The sequence below is a fragment of the Bradyrhizobium lablabi genome (genome assembly GCF_900141755.1).
GTDB classification, from domain to species: Bacteria; Pseudomonadota; Alphaproteobacteria; order Rhizobiales; family Xanthobacteraceae; genus Bradyrhizobium; species Bradyrhizobium lablabi_A.
This window is the reverse complement of the sequence record NZ_LT670844.1, coordinates 3168731-3190067: the sequence shown is the minus strand read 5'-3', so window position 1 is coordinate 3190067 and position 21337 is coordinate 3168731. Positions and strand designations below refer to the sequence as shown.

Annotated in this window: 17 protein-coding genes; 14 read left to right on the top strand and 3 right to left on the bottom strand. The window is 62.3% G+C overall.

The features are described 5' to 3' along the window. The first annotated feature begins 14 nt into the window (after positions 1-14). The 3 genes from B5526_RS14830 to B5526_RS14820 are packed head-to-tail and all read left to right on the top strand — an operon-like array spanning position 15 to position 4622. A complete protein-coding gene (locus tag B5526_RS14830; protein ID WP_079539067.1) occupies positions 15-2246 on the top strand; it encodes a CHASE2 domain-containing protein in 2232 nt (743 codons plus the stop codon). A gap of 34 nt (positions 2247-2280) precedes the next feature. Next, the gene (locus B5526_RS14825) at positions 2281-4152 is read left to right on the top strand and encodes a tetratricopeptide repeat protein (RefSeq protein ID WP_079539065.1); all 1872 of its coding nucleotides are present in this window, start codon (positions 2281-2283) and stop codon (positions 4150-4152) included. Positions 4153-4193: 41 nt separating this feature from the next. Beyond that, entirely contained in the window at positions 4194-4622 is a 429-nt protein-coding gene (locus B5526_RS14820) for a MerR family transcriptional regulator (protein ID WP_079539064.1), read from the top strand. 11 nt (positions 4623-4633) lie between these two features. On the opposite strand, the gene B5526_RS14815 is transcribed toward B5526_RS14820, so the two are convergent. Continuing rightward, positions 4634-5047, bottom strand: a complete 414-nt coding sequence (locus B5526_RS14815; RefSeq protein WP_079539062.1) for a nuclear transport factor 2 family protein — start codon at positions 5045-5047, stop codon at positions 4634-4636. 202 nt (positions 5048-5249) lie between these two features. Further along, positions 5250-6857: an ABC transporter substrate-binding protein gene (locus B5526_RS14810; RefSeq protein ID WP_079539060.1), complete on the bottom strand. Its 1608-nt coding sequence runs from the start codon at positions 6855-6857 to the stop codon at positions 5250-5252. Between the two features lie 270 nt (positions 6858-7127). Here B5526_RS14810 and B5526_RS14805 point away from each other — a divergent pair, with 270 nt between their 5' ends. The 10 genes from B5526_RS14805 (at position 7128) to B5526_RS14760 (ending at position 18437) form a co-directional block, all read left to right on the top strand. After that, complete coding sequence (locus B5526_RS14805) at positions 7128-8744, top strand: ABC transporter substrate-binding protein (protein ID WP_244562362.1); 1617 nt, start codon at positions 7128-7130, stop codon at positions 8742-8744. Between the two features lie 202 nt (positions 8745-8946). Then, a complete protein-coding gene (locus B5526_RS14800; protein ID WP_079539057.1) occupies positions 8947-9900 on the top strand; it encodes an ABC transporter permease in 954 nt (317 codons plus the stop codon). A 6-nt stretch (positions 9901-9906) separates the two neighbouring features. Continuing rightward, positions 9907-10803, top strand: coding sequence for an ABC transporter permease (locus B5526_RS14795; protein ID WP_079539055.1), 897 nt, complete (start codon positions 9907-9909; stop codon positions 10801-10803). 3 nt (positions 10804-10806) lie between these two features. Further along, the gene (locus B5526_RS14790; RefSeq protein WP_079539053.1) at positions 10807-11862 is read left to right on the top strand and encodes an ABC transporter ATP-binding protein; all 1056 of its coding nucleotides are present in this window, start codon (positions 10807-10809) and stop codon (positions 11860-11862) included. 8 nt (positions 11863-11870) lie between these two features. Next, positions 11871-12068: a hypothetical protein gene (locus B5526_RS14785; protein ID WP_079539051.1), complete on the top strand. Its 198-nt coding sequence runs from the start codon at positions 11871-11873 to the stop codon at positions 12066-12068. Beyond that, on the top strand, positions 12065-13477 hold the full coding sequence (locus B5526_RS14780; protein ID WP_079539050.1) for an Asp-tRNA(Asn)/Glu-tRNA(Gln) amidotransferase GatCAB subunit A: 1413 nt from the start codon (positions 12065-12067) through the stop codon (positions 13475-13477). Before B5526_RS14785 ends, B5526_RS14780 begins: the two co-directional genes overlap by 4 nt. Further along, positions 13474-14448 carry an ABC transporter ATP-binding protein gene (locus B5526_RS14775; protein WP_079539048.1) on the top strand — a complete coding sequence of 325 codons (975 nt, stop codon included), beginning with the start codon at positions 13474-13476 and terminating at the stop codon, positions 14446-14448. The genes B5526_RS14780 and B5526_RS14775 overlap by 4 nt, the downstream gene beginning before the upstream one ends. A gap of 114 nt (positions 14449-14562) precedes the next feature. After that, on the top strand, positions 14563-14832 hold the full coding sequence (locus B5526_RS14770; protein WP_079539046.1) for a GlsB/YeaQ/YmgE family stress response membrane protein: 270 nt from the start codon (positions 14563-14565) through the stop codon (positions 14830-14832). Between the two features lie 549 nt (positions 14833-15381). Beyond that, entirely contained in the window at positions 15382-17127 is a 1746-nt protein-coding gene (locus B5526_RS14765; RefSeq protein WP_079539045.1) for a type I secretion system permease/ATPase, read from the top strand. Then, positions 17124-18437 (top strand): HlyD family type I secretion periplasmic adaptor subunit, encoded by a 1314-nt coding sequence (locus B5526_RS14760; RefSeq protein ID WP_079539043.1) that lies wholly within the window; start codon positions 17124-17126, stop codon positions 18435-18437. Before B5526_RS14765 ends, B5526_RS14760 begins: the two co-directional genes overlap by 4 nt. Before the next feature lie 196 nt (positions 18438-18633). Here B5526_RS14760 and B5526_RS14755 read toward each other — a convergent pair whose 3' ends face one another. Continuing rightward, entirely contained in the window at positions 18634-18864 is a 231-nt protein-coding gene (locus tag B5526_RS14755; protein ID WP_079539042.1) for a hypothetical protein, read from the bottom strand. Positions 18865-19742: 878 nt separating this feature from the next. On the opposite strand from B5526_RS14755, the gene B5526_RS14750 reads away from it, so the two are divergent. Continuing rightward, complete coding sequence (locus B5526_RS14750) at positions 19743-20843, top strand: ferritin-like domain-containing protein (protein WP_079545008.1); 1101 nt, start codon at positions 19743-19745, stop codon at positions 20841-20843. The last annotated feature ends 494 nt before the right edge of the window (positions 20844-21337 follow it).

Sequence of the window (21337 nt, the reverse complement as noted above, 5' to 3'; positions counted from 1 at the left end):
GATATCTGGATGACATGAAGCGGTTACGGATATTGCGGCGCTGGTTCGCGCGGAAGTTCGGGTATGCGCGGCTGGTGTGCCTGGCGCTATTGATCGGCATTGCGGTGCTGCGGGTCGCGGATTTCGCGCCGATCGAGGAGATTCGCGTCCGGACCTTCGATACCTTCCAGCGCATCGATCCGCGCAAGAAGCTCGCGACCTCGCCGGTCGCCATTATCGATATCGACGAACCGAGCCTCGCCAAACTCGGGCAGTGGCCGTGGTCACGGACCACGATCGCGGATCTGGTCGCCGACCTCACCCGGCTCGGCGCCGTCGTGATCGCCTTCGACGTCATCTTCGCGGAGCCCGACCGGCTCAACCCCGACGTCGCCGCCGATACGTTCCGCAATCTCGATGAGGAAACCAGGGCCAGATTGCGCGCGCTGCCGAGCAACGATCAGGTGTTCGCCGATACCATGCGGCATTCGCGCGTGGTGCTGGGCGAATCCGGGCTTGCCGAGGCCAGAAGCGAACTCGACAAGACGCTTCCGGTGACCGGCCTCGCCATGCTGGGCGATGACCCGCAGCGGTTCATGTTCAGATTCCCGGGCCTGTTGCGCAATACGGCGGTTCTGGAACAGGCCGCCGCCGGGCGCGGCCTGCTCACGATCAATCCGGAACGCGACGGCATCGTCCGGCGGGTGCCGATGATCTTGCTGGCCCAGGGCGTGACGATGCCGTCACTGAGCTTCGAAATGTTGCGGGTAATCACCGGCACCGACACCATCTTCATCAAATCCGACCAGGCCGGGATCAAAAGCATCGGTGTCAAGGGTTTTCAGGTCCCGACCGACGCCAATGGCCAGCTATGGGTGCATTTCGCGCGCCGCGATGCTTCGATCCTGATTCCGGCAGTGGACGTGCTCGAAGGCCGCGTGCCTCCCGAAAAGATCAAGGGCAAGCTGGTATTGATCGGGACCTCGGCGGTGGGGCTGAACGACATCAAGACCACGCCGGTGTCGCGCGCCATGCCGGGGGTCGAAATCCACGCCCAGGTGATCGAGAGCGCGCTGACGCATGCGGTGCTGTCGGAGCCGAGTTACGGCTTCGCCATCGAATTTTTGGCGGCCATCGTGCTTGGAATTCTGGTCGTGATATTCGCGCCGCAATTCGGACCGGCTACGCTGCTTGCCATCGGCGCCCTGTTCGGGACGCTGTTGATCGGAACCTCCTGGTATTTTTACGTGCACTACCGGCTCCTGATCGATTTCACCTATCCGTTGATGTCGACCACCGCGATCTATTTGGCCCTGATTTTCTTCAGCTTCGTGCGCGAGCAGAAGCAGCGGCGGCAGATCCGCTCGGCGTTCAGCCAGTATCTGTCGCCCGCCTTCGTGGAACAGCTCGCGCAGTCGCCGGAAAAGCTCGTGCTCGGCGGCGAGGAGCGCGAGATGACCATCATGTTCAGCGATATGCGAGGCTTCACCTCGATCTCGGAAACCTACAAGAACGACCCGCAGGGCCTGACCGCGCTGATGAACCGGTTCCTGACGCCGCTCACCAACGCGATCCTCGAGCGCAAGGGGACGATCGACAAATATATGGGCGATGCGATCATGGCGTTCTGGAATGCGCCGCTCGACGACAAGCAGCATCACCTCAACGCCTGCGAGGCGGCGCTGGATATGCTGGAGCGGGTCGACGAGCTCAACGAGCAGCGTGAGCTCGAGGCCAAGGAGGCCGGGCTGCCCTTTGTTCCGCTCAACATCGGCGTCGGCCTCAACACCGGTGCCTGCGTGGTCGGCAACATGGGCTCCGACAAGAAATTCAACTATTCGGTGTTCGGCGACAGCGTCAATCTGGCCTCGCGCCTCGAGGGACAGTCCAAGGAGTACGGTTTCCCGATCATCGTCGGCTCCAAGACCGCGCTTGCGGTCAAGGACAAGTTCGCGATCCTCGAGCTCGATTTCATCATGGTCAAGGGCAAGAAGGAGCCCGAGGTCATCTACGCCATCGCCGGCCGTGAGGACGTCGCACAGTCCGGTCGCTTCCAGCGCCTGCGCAACCTCACCATCGAGATGCTGGCGTGTTATCGCAACCGCGACTGGGATGGCGCGCGGGAGGCGATCGAGCGCGGCCGCAAGACCGACGACGCCCACGCGCTCGAGTATCTGTACAATTTGTACGACGCGCGAATTCGGGGTTATCAGAAAAACCCGCCGCCCGAAGACTGGGACGGCGCTTTTGCATTGTTGACAAAGTAGGCGCGGGCATCGTCGCTCAGCATGAGGGCCGGCATTGCAATCCAGGTTCAGGCAGGGGCTGGCGCTGCATCGGCAAGGCGATCTTGCGGCCGCGGAGCGCATCTATCTGGATGTTCTGCAACGAGAGCCGCAGCATTTCGATTCGCTGCATATGCTGGCCGTGATCGCCCTGCAAACAGGGCGTACCCGGCGCGGCATCGAGCTGCTCAGGAAAGCGATCGCGCTGAACGAAAAAGTCGCCGCGGCGCATAACAACCTGGGCAAGGCGCTGATGGATCTTGGGCGTCCCGAGCAGGCGCTCGCGAGCTTCGACCGGGCGCTGGCGCTCGATCAAAACTTCGCGGAGGCCTGCGTCAACCATGGCAACGCGCTGGTTGCCTTAAGGCGTTCCGAACAGGCGCTTGCGAGCTATGCGAAGGCGATCGACCTTCAGCCGGACTACGCGGAGGCGCACAGAAACTGCGGCAACGTCTTCTCCAAACTCAGGCGCCATGACGAAGCCTTTGCCGCCTATGACAAAGTGTTCGCCCTAAGACCCGATTTGATGGGTGCGGAAGGTCATCGGCTTTATGCCAAAATGCATTTCTGCGACTGGAGCAATTGGGAGGCCGAATGCGCGCATCTGGTTGCATCGGTCAGGAGCGGGCTGGTCAATACCCAGCCTTTCATCTTCCTCGCTGTTCCCTCGTCTTGCGAAGACCAGTTGCAGTGCGCTCGAACATGGGTCGCACAGAATTTCCCGCCTGCGAAAAATCCAGTTTGGCACGGCGAGCGATATGATCACGATCGCATCCGCGTGGCTTATCTCTCCGCCGACTTCCGCCAGCATGCACTTTCCTTTCTGACGGCCGGAATGTTCGAATGCCATGACAAATCCCGATTTGAGATCACGGGTGTTTCATTCGGCGTCGATGACAATTCGGAAATACGCGCCCGCCTAAAGGCATCGTTCGAGCGCTTTGTCGACGTGAGGTCCCATAGCGACCAAGAGATTGCCGATCTGCTCAAATCGCTCGAAATCGACATTGCCGTTGATTTGATGGGGTTCACCACGGATTCCCGAACCGGCATTTTCGCCCGCCGGCCTGCGCCGATCCAGGTGCAATATATGGGCTATCCGGGAACCATGGCCGCCCAATATATCGATTATATGGTCGCCGACCGCATGGTGATTCCGGAGCATCACAAGCCGCATTACTCCGAAAGGATCGCCTTTCTGCCCGACAGCTACTTCGTCAACGACACCAGGCGTCCGATTGCGGACAAAGCGTTCACCCGCGCCGAGCTCGGCTTGCCCGAGACCGGCTTTGTGTTTTGCTGCTTCAACAGCAACCACAAGATCACGCCGCCCGTTTTCGATGGTTGGATGCGGATCCTGCGACAAGTCGAGGGCAGCGTGCTTTGGCTGCTCCAGGACAATGCGAAGGCAGCCGACAATCTGAGGAAAGAGGCGCATGCGCGAGGGGTGGACGCGGCGCGGCTGATTTTTGCGCCTCGGATGCCGCCGCCTGAGCATCTCGCAAGGCATCGTGCGGCCGATCTGTTTCTGGATACACTACCCTACAACGCCCACACCACCGCGAGCGACGCGCTGTGGGCCGGGCTACCGGTGCTGACCTGTCTCGGCGAGACGTTTGTTGGCCGAGTGGCGGCCAGCCTGCTCAATGCCGTCGGTCTTCCGGAACTGGTAACGACGACATCCGAGCAGTACGAGCGTTTGGCGATCGAACTCGCGACAACCAACCAGAAATTGGCTGCCATCAGGGCAAAACTCGCTGATAATCGTCTGGCGACGCCTTTGTTCGATGCCGGACTTTTTACGGCGCATATCGAAGCCGCCTACACCGCCATGCATGCGCGGCATCAAGCCGGTCTCCCGCCAGATCATATCATCATCTCGAAGTGAACGACGGCACGCGATATACTGCGGGAGCCGGAGAACGGAACATGCAACAGGATCTTCGCATCGGCGAGATGGCGAGCCGCACCGGGCGCAGCATTCATACCATCCGCTGGTATGAGCAGCAGGGGCTGATACCCGGTGTTATCAGGGACCGCAGCGGCCGGCGGGTCTATAGCGAGTATCACGTCGGCTGGCTCGATCTGATGGAACGGCTGCGCTGCACCGGAATGTCGATCAGGCAGATGCGTGAATACACCGCATTGGCAAAGCAGGGCGCCGCCGCTTTGCGGCAGCGTCGCGCGCTGCTCGCGGGACACCAGGTGCGTGTCCGTCAAAACATCACCCGGTGGACCGAGGCGCTCGCCCTGATCGACGCCAAGGTCGAGTTTTATGACGAATGGATGGAAAATGGCGCTCGGCCCGCAGTCGAGCCGCACCGGCGCGTGAAGAACACGCGCAAGACGGCGGTTTAATCGTGAACAATTCAGCCGCGGGGCGGCGGCAGCTGCAGCACGCGCTCGACCAGCGCCGTGTCCATATATTCCGTCATCTCGCGCAATTGCCCGCCCGCCAGGCGGATGACGAGGCAGTAGGTGTTGGCGTAGCGCTCGCCGGATATGGTGGTTGCGTCGCCATGGCATTCCACGACGACATGGTCGCCTTCCGCCAGGATGCGGGTCGGCGTGATGCTCGACGGCGCAATGAACTGCGCGTAGAGCGGTTTTAATAGTCGCTCGCGCACCTCGGCCTTGCCGACATACTCGCCCGACCAGGCGCTCGAGCCGCTAATCCGCCAGACAAAATCATCGGCCATCGCCGCGAGGAACGGCGCATGATCGCGGCGCGACCGCGCTTCCATGATGGTCTGGACGAGCTGTTTGTTTTCGCTTGATGTCATCTGGCTGCTCCTTTTGCATGGGGACAGCCAGCTCTCTACAAGCTAGAGCATACTCTAGGTCAAGCGCCCTTGTCGTCCCGGCCTTGAGCCGGGACCCATCAACCACCGATGTCTGTGTTGTGTGAGGCTGAGGACGCAGCTCGATCAGCAGCCCACAGCGGGGGTTATGGGTCCCTGCTTTCGCAGGGACGACAGTGAAAATTCACTCCACCCCGATCGTGGTCAAATCCTGGAACCAGTGCTGCGCCTGCACGAATTTCTTGATTCGCGGCGACAGCGCGTGCGGGTTGGTGTCGTGCACCACCCATACCAGCACGGCATCGTCGACGATCAGCGAATGCGCCTGCGCCAGCAATTCGTCCTGCTTTTTGGTATCAAAAGTCTGCTTGGCTTCGTCGATCAGCGCGTCGACCTTCGGGTTCTTGTAGCCGCCCCAGTTGACGCCGACCGGCGCGACCTGGCTCGAATGGAAAAACCGTACGATGGAGTAGAGCGGGTCCGATGTCACATAGGCGATATTGTTGGCGGTGATGCCGGCGTTCATTTCGTCGGCCGCGCCCTTGCGCCAGTGGGTATAGAGCGTCTCAAGTTCGACCACCTTGAAGTCGATGTCGATGCCGATTTCCTTAAAACTCTGCTGCAAGAATTCGTTCATCGGCAGCGACAGCATCTGCCCGGTGCCGCCTTGGGCGATGATGAAAGTTGTCTTCAGCGGCTTGTCCTTGGAGTAGCCGGCTTCCTCGACCAGCTTCTTCGCAGCAGTGAGATCGTATTTGATGTCGAACGTGGGCTTGCCGAACCACGGGCTCGACGGGTCGACCTGACCCTTGGCCGGTTTTGCCAGGCCGTTCATCAGGCCGACCACCGCATCGCGATCGATCGCGAGATTGAGCGCCTTGCGCAGGCGGATGTCGGTCCAGGGCGAGCCGGGCAATACGCTCAAGTGATAATTCCAGACATGCGGCGTGATGTTGTCGACGATCCGCATCCCCGCCGCCTTGAGCTGCGGCACCGCGTCCGGCGCCGGCGTTTCGATCAGATCGACCTGGCCGGCGAGTAGCGCGTTGGTACGGGTCAAGGCTTCCGGCATCGGAATCAGCACCAGTCTGTCGACTTTCGGAATCCGCTTCTTGTCCCAGTAATCCGGATTCTTGGTGAGCTCGGCGAGTTCGCGCGGCACCAGTTTGGTCAGTTTGAATGGTCCGGTGCCGGAAGGCTCGCTGGCGAACTTGTCCCAGTCCTTGCCGAGCTTTTCGTATTGCGCGGGGCTCGAGACCAAGAACCACAGCATCTGGTAGGGGAAGAAGGAGTCGACGGTCTTGGTGGTGATCTCGACCGTGGAGTCGTCGATCTTGGCGTAAGTCGCAACCGAGGGCAGGCGGGTCTTCACCTGCGCGCTCTGCCGCTTGTCGAATTGCGGCGCCTTGTCGTTCAACACCTTGTCGAGATTCCAGATCACCGCGTCGGCATTGAACTCGCTGCCGTCATGGAATTTGACGCCCTTGCGAAGGGTAAAACGCCACTTGGTCTTGTCCTTGTCGTCGACCTTCCATTCGGTGGCGAGCCCGGGCACCAGCTTGCCGGGCCGATCCGACACATCCATTTCCCAGGCGACCAGCGGATCGTAGATCGTGTAGGCGGTGAACTGATAGGCGCCCGCGCCGCGATCCGGCTGGCCGGTCGTCAGCGGAATATCGGCCATCGAGATGCCGTATCGCACCACGGACTCGGCTTTTGCCGGAACGGCAGGCAGGCCCAGGGCGAGGGTGAGAGCCAGGGTCGCAAATAGCTTCGAATTTCGGGCGCGCATGAACTAAGCTCCATCGGGCGATTATTCGGAATACCTAATGCCAACGCGGTGTTAGCTTGCAAGGTTGATGCCAGAATAGGCATCCCTGCTTGTTTCTTCGCATGCAGTCACATGGAATTGTGGGGCCAACGGGGCGTTGGGAGAAAATTCCCCTCCATTGGCACAGCCGTTGCATGAGGTTGCATAAGAAATAGTCATCGAAGTCGAGAAGGAATTGTTGCGATGCGGACCGAAAAATCACGAAAACGCCGGCTGGCGGCGGCGGGTTTGATGCTGGCGATGGCTTGCCTGGCAGCGCCTCGGATCGCCGGCGCCGAAACAATTTTGCGCATCGGGATGACGGCTGCCGACATTCCGCGCACGCTCGGCCAGCCCGACCAGGGGTTTGAAGGTAACCGCTTCACCGGTCTCACCATGTATGACGCGCTGACGATGTGGGACCTCTCCTCCGCCGACAAGCCGAGCGTCCTGATCCCGGGCCTTGCGACCGAATGGAAGGTCGACGATGCCGACAAGAAGAAATGGACGTTCAAGCTTCGTCCCGGCGTCACATTCCACGATGGTTCGCCGTTCAACGCCGATGCCGTGGTGTGGAATGTCGAGAAGGTGCTGAAGCAGGATGCGCCGCAGTACGATTCGAGCCAGGTCGGCCTCACCGCTTCGCGGATGCCGACATTGGCCTCGGCGCGCAAGATCGACGACATGACGGTGGAATTCACCACCAAGGAACCCGACAGTTTTCTGCCGATCAACCTCACCAACCTGTTCATGGCGAGCCCGGCGAAATGGCAAAAGCTGTTCGATGCGGCGCCCGGCGCGGATGCCAAAGCGAAATCGCAGGCCGCGTGGGACGCCTTTGCGAAGGATGCGTCGGGCACCGGCCCCTGGAAAATGTCGAGCTTTACCCCGCGCGAGCGGCTCGAACTCGCAAAGAACGCAAATTATTGGGACAAGGCGCGGATCCCCAAAGTCGACAAGATGCTGCTGTTGCCGATGCCGGAGGCGAACGCGCGCACCGCGGCGCTATTGTCCGGCCAGGTCGATTGGGTCGAAGCGCCGGCGCCGGATGCGGTTGCCGAAATCAAGCAGCGCGGCTTTAATATCTACTCCAACGAGGAGCCGCATGTCTGGCCGTGGCAGTTCTCGCGCGCCGAGGGCTCGCCCTGGAACGACATCCGCGTCCGCAAGGCGGCCAATCTCTGCATCGATCGCGAGGGTCTTAGGGACGGTCTGCTCGCGGGCCTGATGGTGCCGGCGACCGGCACCTTTGAACCCGGCCATCCCTGGCGCGGCAACCCGACCTTCCAGATCAAGTATGACAAGCCCGCCGCGCAAAAACTGATGCAGGACGCGGGTTACGGCCCGGCCAAGAAATTGACGGTCAAGATCCAGACCTCGGCCTCCGGCTCGGGCCAGATGATGCCGCTGCCGATGAACGAATATCTGCAGCAGGCGCTCGCCGAATGTTACTTCGACGTGCAGTTCGACGTCATCGAGTGGAACACGCTGCTCGCCAACTGGCGGCGCGGCGCCAAGGACGCCTCCGCCAACGGCTCTAACGCGGTCAATGTGACCTATGCGGCGATGGATCCGTTCTTCGCGCTGGTGCGATTCCTGCAGTCGTCGATGGCACCGCCGGTGTCGAATAATTGGGGTTACATCAATAATCCCAAATTCGATGAGCTCGTGACCAAGGCGCGCCAGACCTTCGACCCGACGGAGCGCGACAAGGTGCTGGCCGAACTGCACGCGGCCTCCGTCGACGACGCGGCGTTCCTGTATGTTGCCCACGACGTCGCGCCGCGTGCGATGAGCCCGAAGGTCAAGGGGTTCGTGCAGCCGAAGAGCTGGTTCGTGGACTTCTCGCCGATCTCGATGACGCCGTAGCGGAGGTTAGCGGTCATGGCATCGCCAGGCCTTCAGCCGTCATGGCCGGGCTTGTCCCGGCCATCCACGTCTTTTGTCTCGCAGAGGAAGTAAGACGTGGATGCCCGGGACGAGCCCGGGCATGACGAAGGAGGGAGTTGCAGCCTTGGCCTCTGAACCGCATTCGCGAACGAATTTCTGCTGACTAACCGAAAGTAATTCCGTGCTCGCCTATATCGCCCGCCGCATCGTCTATGTGATCCCGATCGTCCTTAGCGTGGCGCTGGTGTGCTTCATGCTGGTGCACATCACGCCCGGCGATCCCTTGGTCGCGATTCTGCCCGCCGATGCGTCGCAGGAACTCGCCAATCAATTGCGCGCCGCCTATGGCTTCGATCGTCCGCTGCCGGTGCAGTTCGGTTTATGGTTATGGAAGGCCGTCAATGGCGATCTCGGCCATTCCATCGCGACTGGGCGGCCGGTGCTGTCAGAAGTCATGCGCGCGGTCGGCAACACCGTGACGCTGGCGATCGCGGCGGCGCTGATCGGGTTCACGCTCGGACTGTTCTTCGGCCTCATCGCCGGCTATTTCCGCGACACCTGGGTCGACAAGGTCGCGACCTCGATCGCGATCGCCGGCGTCTCGGTGCCGCATTACTGGCTCGGCATGGTGCTGGTCATCATCTTCTCGGTGCAGCTGAACTGGCTGCCCGCGGTCGGCGCCGGCCCCGGCGGCTCCGGCGCCTGGGGATGGGACTGGGAGCACATCCGCTATCTGATCCTGCCCGCGATCACCACCTCGGTGATCCCGATGGGCATCGTCACCCGCACCGTGCGCGCGCTGACCGGCGATATCTTGTCGCAGGATTTCGTCGAGGCGCTGCGCGCCAAAGGCCTGCGCGAGACCCACGTCTTTCGCCATGTCATAAAGAACGCCGCGCCGACCGCGATGGCGGTGATGGGATTGCAGCTCGGCTACATGCTCGGCGGCTCGATCCTGATCGAAACCGTGTTTTCCTGGCCGGGCTCCGGGCTGTTATTGAATTCCGCGATCTTCCAGCGCGATCTGCCGCTGCTGCAGGGCACCATCCTGGTGCTGGCGCTGTTCTTCGTGATCCTCAACCTCCTGGTCGATATCGCGCAGGCCGCGATCGATCCGCGTATCAAGCGGAGCTAGAGTTAAGTGAGCATCAGCCCCGCAATATCGGATGCTGCCCTGCAGGCCGGGCCTGCCGCAAAAGCGCGCGGCTATTGGGCCACCGTCGGGCGGCGCATGACGCGCGACAAGGTCAGCATGGCCTGCGCGTTCATTCTGGCGTTGATCTTCCTGTCAGCCCTGTGCGCGCCGTGGCTTGGGCTGGCCGATCCCTATCAGGGCTCGATGATCCGAAGGCTGCGCCATATCGGCACGGTGGGCTATCCGCTCGGCACCGACGAACTCGGCCGCGACATGCTGGCGCGGCTGATCTATGGCGGGCGGCTGTCGCTGATTGTCGGCATATTGCCTGTCATCTTTGCCTTTGTGGTCGGGACCTCGCTCGGCCTCGTCGCCGGTTACGTCGGCGGCAAGCTCAACACCGCGATCATGCGCACCGTCGACGTGTTTTATGCCTTTCCCTCGGTGCTGCTGGCGATCGCGATCTCCGGCGCGCTCGGCGCCGGCATCGTTAATTCCATCGTATCCTTGACCATCGTGTTCGTGCCGCAGATCACCCGTGTCGCCGAGAGCGTCACCACCGGTGTCCGCAACATGGATTTCGTCGAAGCCGCGCGCGCCTCCGGCGCCGGACCCTTCACCATCATGCGCGTGCACATGCTGGGCAACGTGCTCGGACCGATTTTTGTCTACGCCACCGGTCTGATCTCGGTATCGATGATCCTGGCGGCGGGCTTATCGTTCCTGGGTTTGGGCACAAAACCGCCGGAGCCGGAATGGGGCTTGATGCTCAACACGCTGCGCACCGCGATCTATGTCAATCCGTGGGTGGCGGCACTCCCCGGCGCCATGATCTTCGCGGTGTCGATCGGCTTCAATCTGCTCAGCGACGGCATGCGCAGCGCCATGGATATCCGGAACTGAGCCATGAACCAAACCAACACACCGGTCGAACTGCTTGAGCCGATCGAGGACCGCGGCGGCGCGGCGCAGCCGCTGCTGCAGGTCAACGGACTGACAAAACATTTTCCGGTGCGCGGCGATCTCTTCAGCAAGCGCAAGACGGTGCGCGCGGTCGACGATGTGTCGTTTTCCATCGCCAAGGGCGAAACCGTCGGCATCGTCGGCGAATCCGGCTGCGGCAAGTCGACCACTGCGCGGCTGTTGATGCATCTGATGACGCGCGATTCCGGCGACATCATCTATGACGGCATGTCGGTCGGCCGCGCGCTGTCGCTGCGCGAGCTGCGCCGCGCCATGCAGATGGTGTTTCAGGACAGCTACGCCTCGCTCAATCCGCGCCTGACGATCGAGGAATCGATCGCGTTCGGCCCAAAAGTCCACGGCATGGCAGACAGCGCCGCGCGGGCGCTGGCGCGCGAGCTGCTCGGCAAGGTCGGTTTGCGGCCGGAAACTTTTGCAAATCGCTATCCGCATGAGATTTCGGGCGGACAGCGCCAGCGCGTCAATATCGCCCGCGCGCTGGCGCTGTCGCCGCGCCTGGTGATCCTGGACGAAGCGGTATCGGCGCTCGACAAATCGGTCGAGGCGCAGGTGCTCAATCTCCTGGTCGATCTCAAGCGCGAGTTCGGGCTGACCTACCTCTTCATCAGCCACGATCTCAACGTGGTGCGCTACATCTCCGACCGGGTGCTCGTGATGTATCTCGGCGAAGTCGTCGAACTCGGGCCGGTCGACCAGGTGTGGGACGCGCCGGCGCATCCCTACACCAAGGCGCTATTGGCAGCGATGCCGTCTTCCGATCCGGACAACCGCACTGAAACGCCGCCGATCTCGGGCGACCCGCCCAACCCGATCGATCCGCCCTCGGGCTGCCGGTTTCACACCCGTTGTCCGTACGCGGAGCCGCTCTGCGCAAATGCAACGCCAAAACTTAACCACATCGATAGAATGGGGCATCAGGCCGCGTGCTACATGGCGATCCCGGGCTCGGGACATAGCCGCGCGCCGGCAAAGGAGTGAGAGACCGCATGACAAGCCCCACGGCAAAAGAGATCAAGGTTATCGCTGACGTTGCGGGCGTGCCCGCAAGTCCTGAAGTTGCGGCGCGTATCGCGAATTCCATCGGTCCCGCCTTCGAAGGCTTTGCGCCGGTCGCCGGCACATTGCCGTTCGATCTGGAGCCGGCCACCTTCCTCCTCGTGCAGATGACAAGAGTTTCGAAATGAGCGCAGAACCGGCATTGCTGTCTTTGACCGAAGTCGCGCGGTCGATTTCGAAAAAAGAACTGTCTTCGCGCGAGGCGACGCAGTCCTGCCTTGAGAGAATCAAGCAATGGCAGCCGCATCTCAACGCCTTCATGGCGATCGAAGCCGACGACGCACTCGCCGCGGCCGATGCCGCCGACGCGGCATTGGCGCGGGGCAAGGTCAGCGGCGCGCTGCATGGCGTGCCCCTGGCGCACAAGGACATGTATTACGACGCCGGCAAGGTCGTCACCTGCGGCTCGAAAATCCGCCGCGATTTTGTCCCGGCGACGACCTCGACCGCGCTGCAGCGGCTAAAGGATGCCGGCACGATCCGGCTCGGCTCGCTGCAGATGGTGGAGTTCGCCTATGGCCCGACCGGCCACAATTCGCATTACGGCGCGGTGCATAATCCCTTCGCGCTCGATCACATCACCGGCGGCTCATCGTCGGGATCGGGCTCGGCGGTTGCAGCAAGGCTGACATTTGCGGCGCTCGGCTCGGACACCGGCGGCTCGATCCGGATGCCCGCGCATTTCTGCGGCGTCACCGGATTGAAGACGACCTATGGAAGGATCAGCCGCGCCGGCGCGATGCCGCTGTCGCAGTCGCTCGACACTGTCGGGCCGCTGGCGCGCACAGTTGAGGATTGCGCGCTGCTGCTCGGCCTGATGGCGGGCGCCGACCCAGAGGATCCCACCGCGATCGCGAGCCCCATCCCGGATTACATGGCCGCGACGCGAGAACCGATGAGGGGTCTCACTATCGGCGTGCCAACTTCGTTCTATGTCGACGATCTCGACCCTGAAGTGGCGCGCGTCCTCGATGAGACCATCGCGACCCTCAAGCGCGAAGGCGCGAATGTCGTTCAGGTTGAACTGCCGGACCAGCGCCAGCTCACCGCGGCCGCTCAGCTTATTGTCGCCGTCGAAGCAGCCAGCTTCCACAAGCGATGGCTGATCGAGCGCCCGCAGGACTATGGCCCGCAGGTTCTGATGCGCCTGCAGAACGGGCTTGCGATCCCCGGCGTGTCCTATCTCGAAGCGCTGCGCTGGCGCGGCCCGGCGCTGTCGGCGCACATGGCGGCAACCGCCGGCGTTGATGCCGTGATCGCGCCGGCGGCGCCCGTCCCGGCTCCGACCATCGCCGAGAGCGACGTCGGCAACAGCCCGGATGCGGAAAGCGTGATCCACCGGCTGACGCGCTTTACCCGCCCGATCAATTATCTCGGCCTGCCGTCGCTTTCGATCCCCTCGGGTTTTACCCGCAATGGACTTCCCGTCGGCATGCAGCTGATCGGCCGCTCATTCGACGAGGCCACGTTGTTACGCATCGGGGCGGCGTTCCAGCGCGTAACCGATTTCCACGCCCGCGTGCCAAAACTCGCATGACCAACCTCGTCGATGTCACTGGCCTCAACATTCGCTTCACCGGCGATCGCATTGTGCATGCGGTCAACGATCTCAGCTTTTCACTGGGCGAAGGCGAAGTGCTCGGGCTGCTCGGCGAGTCCGGGTCGGGCAAGAGCGTGACCTTGCGCGCGCTGATGCGGCTATTGCCCAGGAAGCGGACGCAAATCTCGGGCAGCGTCAGGGTGCTCGGACGCGACGTGCTGGCGCTCGGCGACGAGGAACTGTCGGCGTTTCGCGGCCAGACCGTCTCGATGATCTTTCAGGAGCCGGCCCTCGCACTCGATCCGGTCTACACCATCGGGGCGCAGATCGCGGAAAGCGTGATGCGCCACGAAGGCAAGAGCCAGACGGATGCGACGGCGCGCGCGCTGGAAATGCTGGAAGTGGTGCGGATTCCCTCCGCCAAACGCCGTCTCGATGCCTATCCGCACGAAATGTCCGGCGGCATGCGGCAGCGCGCCATGATCGCGCTGGCGCTCGCCTGCAAGCCAAAGATACTGCTCGCGGATGAGCCGACCACCGCGCTCGATGCCACCGTGCAGATCCAGATCTTGCTGCTGTTGCGCGAATTGCAGCGCGAGTTCGGCATGTCCGTCATCTTCGTCACCCACGACATCGGGGTCGCGATCGAAATCTGCGACCGCGTCGCGGTGATGTATGCCGGAGAGATCGTCGAGCAGGGCGCGCTCGGCCAGATCGTGCGCGCGCCGATCCACCCTTATGCGCGCGGCTTGCTCGCCGCAACCGTCCATGGCGCCAAGCGCGGCCAGCGGCTGGAAACCATCCCGGGGACGCCGCCTTCGCTCGACAAGGCGCCGAGCAGTTGTTCTTTTGCACCGCGCTGCAGCTTCGCCGAAGCCCGCTGCGTCGAGCAGCGGCCGCCCAACGTCCAGGCCGGACAGGGGCGGATCGCAAGATGCATCCTCGCCGAAGCGGCCGTCGCGGGCTAGCCCGGAAAATCCTGCAAGCAGCTCCCGCAAAATGGAGTCGTCACGTTGGCCAATTATGGCTAGGCTGCGCACGCAGCGCGCGGGCATTTCGCGTACAACCGGGGGGAAGCTGTTATGTATCTGTCCAATGAAGGCATTATCGTTATTCTGTTCGTCGGCCTGGTGGCGGGCTGGCTGGCCGGCAAGATCGTGCGCGGCACCGGCTTCGGCATCATCGGCGATATTGTGGTCGGCATCGCCGGCGCGTTCATTTCCAGCCTGATATTTCCCAGGCTCGGCTTCCACCTCGGCTCGGGCATCATCTCGGAGATCATCTATTCCGCGATCGGCGCCGTCGTGCTGTTGTTGATCGTGCGGCTGGTCCGAAGGGGGGGCCGGTTCTAGACTGCCTCCATGATAACCGGCCGTACACTTGACCGGGCGACCCAGTACTCCGCAGCGTCAGTGATGAAACGGAAAGGCCGCGGCGTACTGGATCACCCGCTTTCGCGGGTGATGACGAATTGTGGTGCCCCCCTAACTCGCGTGCCCGACCGCATCCGCGATCCATCGCCGCAACCCATCCTAAGAAGCGGACGCGGCGTAGTCGTCGGCCGCGCCGCAGCAGGCGGAGGTGGTAACCGGCCGCCTCGCTCGGGCGGGGGCATTGTTCTGGCCGTAGCCGACGAGGTCGGCCGGGGGTTCGACGCCCTTCGCCCTGGTGCAATCTTCGAAGAGCCGGCACCGGCGACCAGTTAACCGCTCCCGGCGGCTTCCCTTTGGGCCATCCCGGCCGATCGCGCCAACGCCTGAGCCTGCATTTCCGGCCGTCCGAACCGCTCGCCGTTAACCCGACTTCAATGGACGCTGGGTACAAAAATCGCTAAGAAATGACAGTGGCGTACCCTCGGGAACAAGGGGGTCGCGGACTCCCACGTGAAGAGACCCGAAGTGATGGCAGCCGTTCCCGGTGTCCGGCGTTCCGAACTCGGTGATGCGCTGCGCGCCTGCCGCAACGCGTTCATCGGCGTCGGCATCATGAGTTGCATGATCAACCTTTTGTATCTGACCGGCTCGTTGTTCATGCTCGAGGTTTACGACCGGGTGCTGCCGAGCCGCAGCGTCCCGACGCTGGTCGGGTTGGCGATCCTCGCCGGCGGCCTGTACGTGGCGCAAGGCGTTCTCGACCTGATCCGGGGGCGGATTCTCGGGCGGATCGGAACCTCGCTCGATGAGGCGCTCAATGCGCGGGTATTCGATACCATCGTGCGGTTGCCGCTGATGGTCGGCAGCCGCAACGAGGGGCTGCAGCCGCTGCGCGATCTCGACAATGTCCGCTCATTCCTCGGCGGCCTGGGGCCGAGCGCGTTCTTCGACCTGCCATGGCTGCCGTTTTATCTCGCGATCTGTTTTGCCTTTCACGTCATGATCGGGCTGACCGCTTTGGTCGGCGCGATCATTCTGGTCTCGCTTACCGTCGTCACCGAATTTTTGTCGCGCGCGCCGGCCCGCGAGGCCATGGGGCTCGCCGCGCGCCGCAATGATCTCGCCGCCACCAGCCGGCGCAACGCCGAGGTGCTGGTCGCGATGGGAATGGCCGGGCGGCTGACCCGGCGCTGGAGCGAAGCCAACGAAAAATATCTCGAAGGCAATCAGCGCGCCAGCGACGTCTCCGGCGGTCTCGGGGCGATCGCGAAGGTCCTGCGGATGACCCTGCAGTCGGCGGTGCTCGCGGTCGGCGCCTATCTCGTGATTCATCAGGAGGCGACCGCCGGCATCATCATCGCGGGCTCGATCCTGAGCGCGCGCGCGCTGGCGCCGGTCGATCTCGCGATTGCGCATTGGAAAGGCTTTGTGGCCGCGCGCCAGAGCTGGCATCGGCTGAACAAGCTGCTGGGATCGTTGCCCGCACGCGCGACGCCGACGCTATTGCAAAACCCGTCGAGCCGGCTGTCGGTCGAGGCCGTCAGCCTCGTGGCGCCGGGCGACCAGAAAATTATCGTCCAGGACGTGACGTTTACGCTTCAAGCCGGAAATGGCCTCGGCGTCATCGGCCCGAGCGGATCCGGAAAATCTTCGCTGGTGCGCGCGCTGGTCGGCGTCTGGCAGCCGTTCCGCGGCAAGGTTCGCCTCGATGGTGCGGCGCTCGATCAGTGGTCGTCCGACGTGCTCGGCCGCCACGTCGGTTATCTGCCGCAGGATGTCGAATTGTTCGCAGGCTCCGTCGCCCAGAACATCTGCCGTTTCGATCCCGACGCCGCCTCCGCGACCATTATCGCTGCGGCGAAAGAGGCCGGCGTCCACGAGATGATCATCAAGATGCGCGACGGCTATGATACCCAGATCGGCGAGCAGGGGGCGGCGCTTTCGGCCGGCCAGGCACAGCGCGTGGCGCTGGCGCGGGCGCTCTACGACGATCCGTTCCTGATCGTGCTCGACGAGCCGAATTCCAATCTCGATACCGAGGGCGATGAGGCGCTGACGCGGGCGGTCCGCGCGGCGCGCGAGCGCGGCGCCATCGTGGTGGTGGTCGCGCACCGGCCGATCGGAATCGAGGGGGTCGATCAGCTTCTGGTCCTCAAGGACGGCCGCATGCAGGCCTTTGGCCCCAAGGAAACCGTGCTGGGTCAAGTGCTGCAGCGGGTTGCGCCGCCGACCCCGATCAAGATCGTCTCCGAAGGAGGCGTTGCCAAGTCATGAGCGACAACGAGCTGCAGAGCGCGCGGCGTTCGATCCGGCTGCATTTGATCGTCGGGCTCGCGGTGGTCGCCGTTCTCGCCGGCGGGCTCGGCGGCTGGGCATCGACGACGCAGATCTCGGGCGCATTGATCGCGCCGGGATCGATCGTGGTCGAATCCAATGTCAAGAAAGTGCAGCATCCGACCGGCGGCGTGGTCGGCGAAGTGCTGGCGCGCGATGGCGATCTGGTCAAGGCCGGCGACGTTGTGGTGCGGCTCGATGACACCGTCACCAAGGCTAACCTTGCGATCGTCACCAAGAATCTCGACGGCTTATGGGCCCGGGCGGCGCGGCTCGAGGCCGAACAGCAGGGCATCAACAAGATCGTGTTTCCCAAAATGCTGCTCGATCGCGCCGCCGATCCCGATGTCAAGAACGTCATGGTCAGCGAGAGCAAATTGTTCGATGTCCGCGTCACCGGCAGGGTCGGGCAAAAGGCGCAGTTGCGCGAGCGGGTGACCCAGTTGAACGAGGAGATCGCGGGGCTGGCGGCACAGGAAAAGGCAAAGGACCAGGAAATCGCGCTGGTGGAAAAGGAACTCGCCGGCGTTCGCCAGCTCTACGACCAACATCTGGTGCAGATTTCGCGCCTGACCACGCTCGAGCGCGACGCCGCCAGGCTCAACGGCGAGCGCGCGCAATACATCGCCTCCCGTGCCCAGGCCAAGGGCAAGATCACCGAGACCGAATTGCAGATCATTCAGGTCGACAAGGACATGGTCAGCGAGGTGTCGAAGGATTTGCGCGAGACCAACGACAAGATCGGCGAATTCGTCGAGCGCAAGGTCACCGCCGAAGACCAGCTACGACGCACCGACATCCGCGCTCCGCAGAACGGCATGGTGCTGCAATCGACCGTGCACACCGTGGGCGGGGTGATCACCGCCGGCGACGCCATCATGATGATCGTGCCGCAAAGTGACGACCTTCAGGTCGAGGCCAAGGTCAACCCGCAGGATATCGACAAACTGCAGATCGGCCAGAAGACGCTACTGCGGCTGTCGGCCTTCAACCAGCGCACCACGCCGGAATTGAATGGCGTCGTCACCCGCGTCTCCCCCGACGTCACCACCGACCAGCGCACCGGGCAAAGCTACTACACCATCCGCGTCTCGATGCCGCCGGAAGAAGTCGCGCGCCTCGGCGGGGCCAACAAGCTGATCCCGGGCATGCCGGCCGAAGCTTTTGTCCAGACCGGCGACCGCACCATGCTGTCGTATCTGATAAAACCGCTGAGCGACCAGTTGATGCGGGCGTTCCGGGAGAAGTAGCGCAATGTCGTCCCTGCGAAAGCAGGGATCTACCGTTTTCATGTCAAGAGGCTGTAGCACCTTTCCAAGGCTGTTCGGCTCACAACAGAGCAATGGAATAGGTTGGCTCTACTCTCAAACTCGCTGAGTGTGGCCTCGGCCGTTCTGCCGCGCATTTGACGCTGCGGGATCTTGAGCTGCCGAGTCCGCGGGATCGTCAGTACACCCTGCGGCGCACGGCGGCACCCCGCGGCGCGACCACGGCACCGGCAGGACGGGCAACAGGCCGTGCGACGACGGCAGCACCGCCGGCGACGACCGCAGCACCGCCGGCGGCGACGCAGCCTGCGCGAACCACGCCGCGAGCGCAGACGACGGCGCTTGCTTCCATGGTGCTAAAGGCAATGAAGCTACCTACCAGCAACAGAGGGATGATTAGATGTTTCATGACAGCTCTCCTCGAGTTGTAAATCGATAAATCGGCAAATCGCGAATTCGCGTCGTTTGCGATTCGGTGTTGCGTCGTTTTCAGCCGCGGCGGCGACTGCCGGTCTCTTCGCAAGCATCGCTCGTCTGCCCCCGGGTATTTCCGAGAAGCCGCCTGCGTTTCTGCAGGTTGATGGAAGAAATGCAGCGCGACTATGCAAAAAGCGCCCGTTCGAAACTTTTGCTTCGATGGCTCCTGGAAGATTCCGGCGGTAAGGATGGTCGCCGCCTAAAATCACCAACTAGCGCCGACGTCTCGATGCCGGCTAGCGATCACTCCGTTGGCCACGCACAGGTCTGGTGTATAGGTTTCCGATCCTCGCAACCTTGTTTTATGCGCGGCGCTTGCGGCGCGCTATGTCGTGCCGGCGATGTACGCCGACCAAGAGATTGGCGGATTTAGATTGCTTCGGGCCTGGTTCGATCCCATGGGTTACATGCTGCATCTTTGTGAAGATGATGAGAAAGGTCTCCGAAGCGGTACCGTAGGACAACGCGTTGGAGCCGACAAATTGGTAGGTACCGTGCGTGATTTTTCCACGCGATAATGCTGGCGCGCTTGTAAACCGGCGACCGCACCGTGCTTTCCCATTTGATCAAGCCGCCGAGCGACCAATCGATGCGCGCGTTCCGGGAGAAGTGACCGCAAGGGACATTGTCGTCCCCGCGAACGAACGCGGGACCGATAACCGCAGGCGCTAGTTATCGCACCAAACTATGCAAAGCAGATTTCAGCTTGATGACTATTAGCGTCACGGGATTGTGAGTGACATAACCTATGGTAGAGCGGTGTTTCTGTTGAGGTCGAGGCTCGCTCGATATCATCAGCAGGAGCAGATCATGCAGCAGCAAGCAAATGCATTCGCAAAGTCCGCCAGCCGACGTTCCATTCTGCGAGCTGGACTGGTGGGACCGGGACTCATCGGCGCCGGTCTGTTGACCAACGCGTTGCCTTCAAGAAGCTTTGCCCGCGATACGGAACTTACAGAGGGAGATATCGCTATCCTCCGCTTCCTCTGCGCGCTTGAAATCATCGAAACCGATCTGTGGCAGCAATACAACGAGCTCGGCGGAATCCCGGACGCCGAGGTTCCCGGCGGCTCTGGGAGTTCTCTTTACCAGGGGGCCCTTAATAATATCGACAATGACATGTCACAATACATTCACGACAATACGGACGATGAGTTCAGCCACTTCACGTTCCTCAATGCCTATCTGGAGTCAAAGAACGCCGCTCCGGTCAATCTCGACAAGTTCCGCACCTTGCCGAGCAGCCGGGCGACCGGGGCCCAGCAGATCGGGCGCCTGACCAACCTGATGCTGCTCACGATCGATACGTCCTGGTGGACGCGCTACCGTAGCAGCACTCTCAATCCTGATTTCGGCGATACCTTCGCGCAAGCCGTTCCCGGCCTGAGCAATGGTCAGTTTCCGGCCATCCCGCGGAGCGATGCCGACCTGCAGCCAACGAACCACATCCAGGCAATCGCCAACACGGCGGCATTCCATTTCGGAACGATCGAGCAGGGCGGCAGCAGCCTGTATCCATCGCTGGCGCAGCGCGTCTCCAACGTGGAAGTGCTGCGCATCCTGCTCAGCATCGGGCCGACCGAGACCATGCACTTCCAAGTCTGGCACGACAAGGCGGGCAACGCGAAGCCGATCACGGATCCGACCAATGGGCTTACGTTTCCGAACCTGGGCGTCGCCGGCATCAGCGAGGACCTGCAGGCGAACCTGATCATGCCGGAGCCCACCATTTTTCTGAACCGCAGGTTCCCGCCGTGCTCGATCATTCGCCCAACCGAGACGAAGGGAGCCGCCATGGGGGCCGTGCGGGCTTTGTCAGCGGATGGCTTGTTCATCGGGCAATCGCCGGGATTCTTCACGCTGTTGCATCAGCTGGCGAACGAGGCCGATGAGGCGCGGCGAGAGGTCTGAAGCCAAGGATTGACCGGGCCGGGAAGGGCGCCCAGGAGCGCATCCCACGCATGGGGTGCGCTCTTGGTTGGCTATGCGGTGACGGATGACGCCGCGGTGTTGAGCGCGCGCATGCACGGTCGACGCGCGCTGCGTCGACAGAAAGAGCAGCAAGGATGGGTTGAGCGCTGCGCGAAATCCATCGCAAGCCGCAATGACGAAACAGTCGTAGTCCGTTACTGATTTGCCCGACGGGCAAATCAAGAGCGTCGTAGCGCCTTGCGCCGCGGCGCTAATTTGTTGAACCGGATCAACGTGATTTGGGTCGTCCAGTCCCATTCGCAAAAATAAATCCATTCCCATCTGACCCAAATCACTTTTAAAACTCACCCCGTCTCGTCCCACTCGAGGGGCGTATCGCGGTCGTCACGAACGCGGGATGGGATGCGGTGAACGCCGATAGTGCCGTTGACGAACGGCACGAAGGCGGACGGCGAAGTCGTGTGGTCCTGACA

Excerpts from the sequence above, each read along its gene's own strand:
- B5526_RS14810 (WP_079539060.1), bottom strand. The coding sequence starts at position 6,857 with ATGCGCGCCCGAAATTCGAAGCTATTTGCGACCCTGGCTCTCACCCTC.
- B5526_RS14820 (WP_079539064.1), top strand. The coding sequence starts at position 4,194 with ATGCAACAGGATCTTCGCATCGGCGAGATGGCGAGCCGCACCGGGCGC.
- B5526_RS14830 (WP_079539067.1), top strand. The coding sequence starts at position 15 with ATGAAGCGGTTACGGATATTGCGGCGCTGGTTCGCGCGGAAGTTCGGG.
- B5526_RS14770 (WP_079539046.1), top strand. The coding sequence starts at position 14,563 with ATGTATCTGTCCAATGAAGGCATTATCGTTATTCTGTTCGTCGGCCTG.
- B5526_RS14755 (WP_079539042.1), bottom strand. The coding sequence starts at position 18,864 with ATGAAACATCTAATCATCCCTCTGTTGCTGGTAGGTAGCTTCATTGCC.
- B5526_RS14765 (WP_079539045.1), top strand. The coding sequence starts at position 15,382 with ATGGCAGCCGTTCCCGGTGTCCGGCGTTCCGAACTCGGTGATGCGCTG.
- B5526_RS14750 (WP_079545008.1), top strand. The coding sequence starts at position 19,743 with ATGCAGCAGCAAGCAAATGCATTCGCAAAGTCCGCCAGCCGACGTTCC.
- B5526_RS14785 (WP_079539051.1), top strand. The coding sequence starts at position 11,871 with ATGACAAGCCCCACGGCAAAAGAGATCAAGGTTATCGCTGACGTTGCG.
- B5526_RS14780 (WP_079539050.1), top strand. The coding sequence starts at position 12,065 with ATGAGCGCAGAACCGGCATTGCTGTCTTTGACCGAAGTCGCGCGGTCG.
- B5526_RS14805 (WP_244562362.1), top strand. The coding sequence starts at position 7,128 with ATGCTGGCGATGGCTTGCCTGGCAGCGCCTCGGATCGCCGGCGCCGAA.
- B5526_RS14775 (WP_079539048.1), top strand. The coding sequence starts at position 13,474 with ATGACCAACCTCGTCGATGTCACTGGCCTCAACATTCGCTTCACCGGC.
- B5526_RS14790 (WP_079539053.1), top strand. The coding sequence starts at position 10,807 with ATGAACCAAACCAACACACCGGTCGAACTGCTTGAGCCGATCGAGGAC.
- B5526_RS14760 (WP_079539043.1), top strand. The coding sequence starts at position 17,124 with ATGAGCGACAACGAGCTGCAGAGCGCGCGGCGTTCGATCCGGCTGCAT.
- B5526_RS14815 (WP_079539062.1), bottom strand. The coding sequence starts at position 5,047 with ATGACATCAAGCGAAAACAAACAGCTCGTCCAGACCATCATGGAAGCG.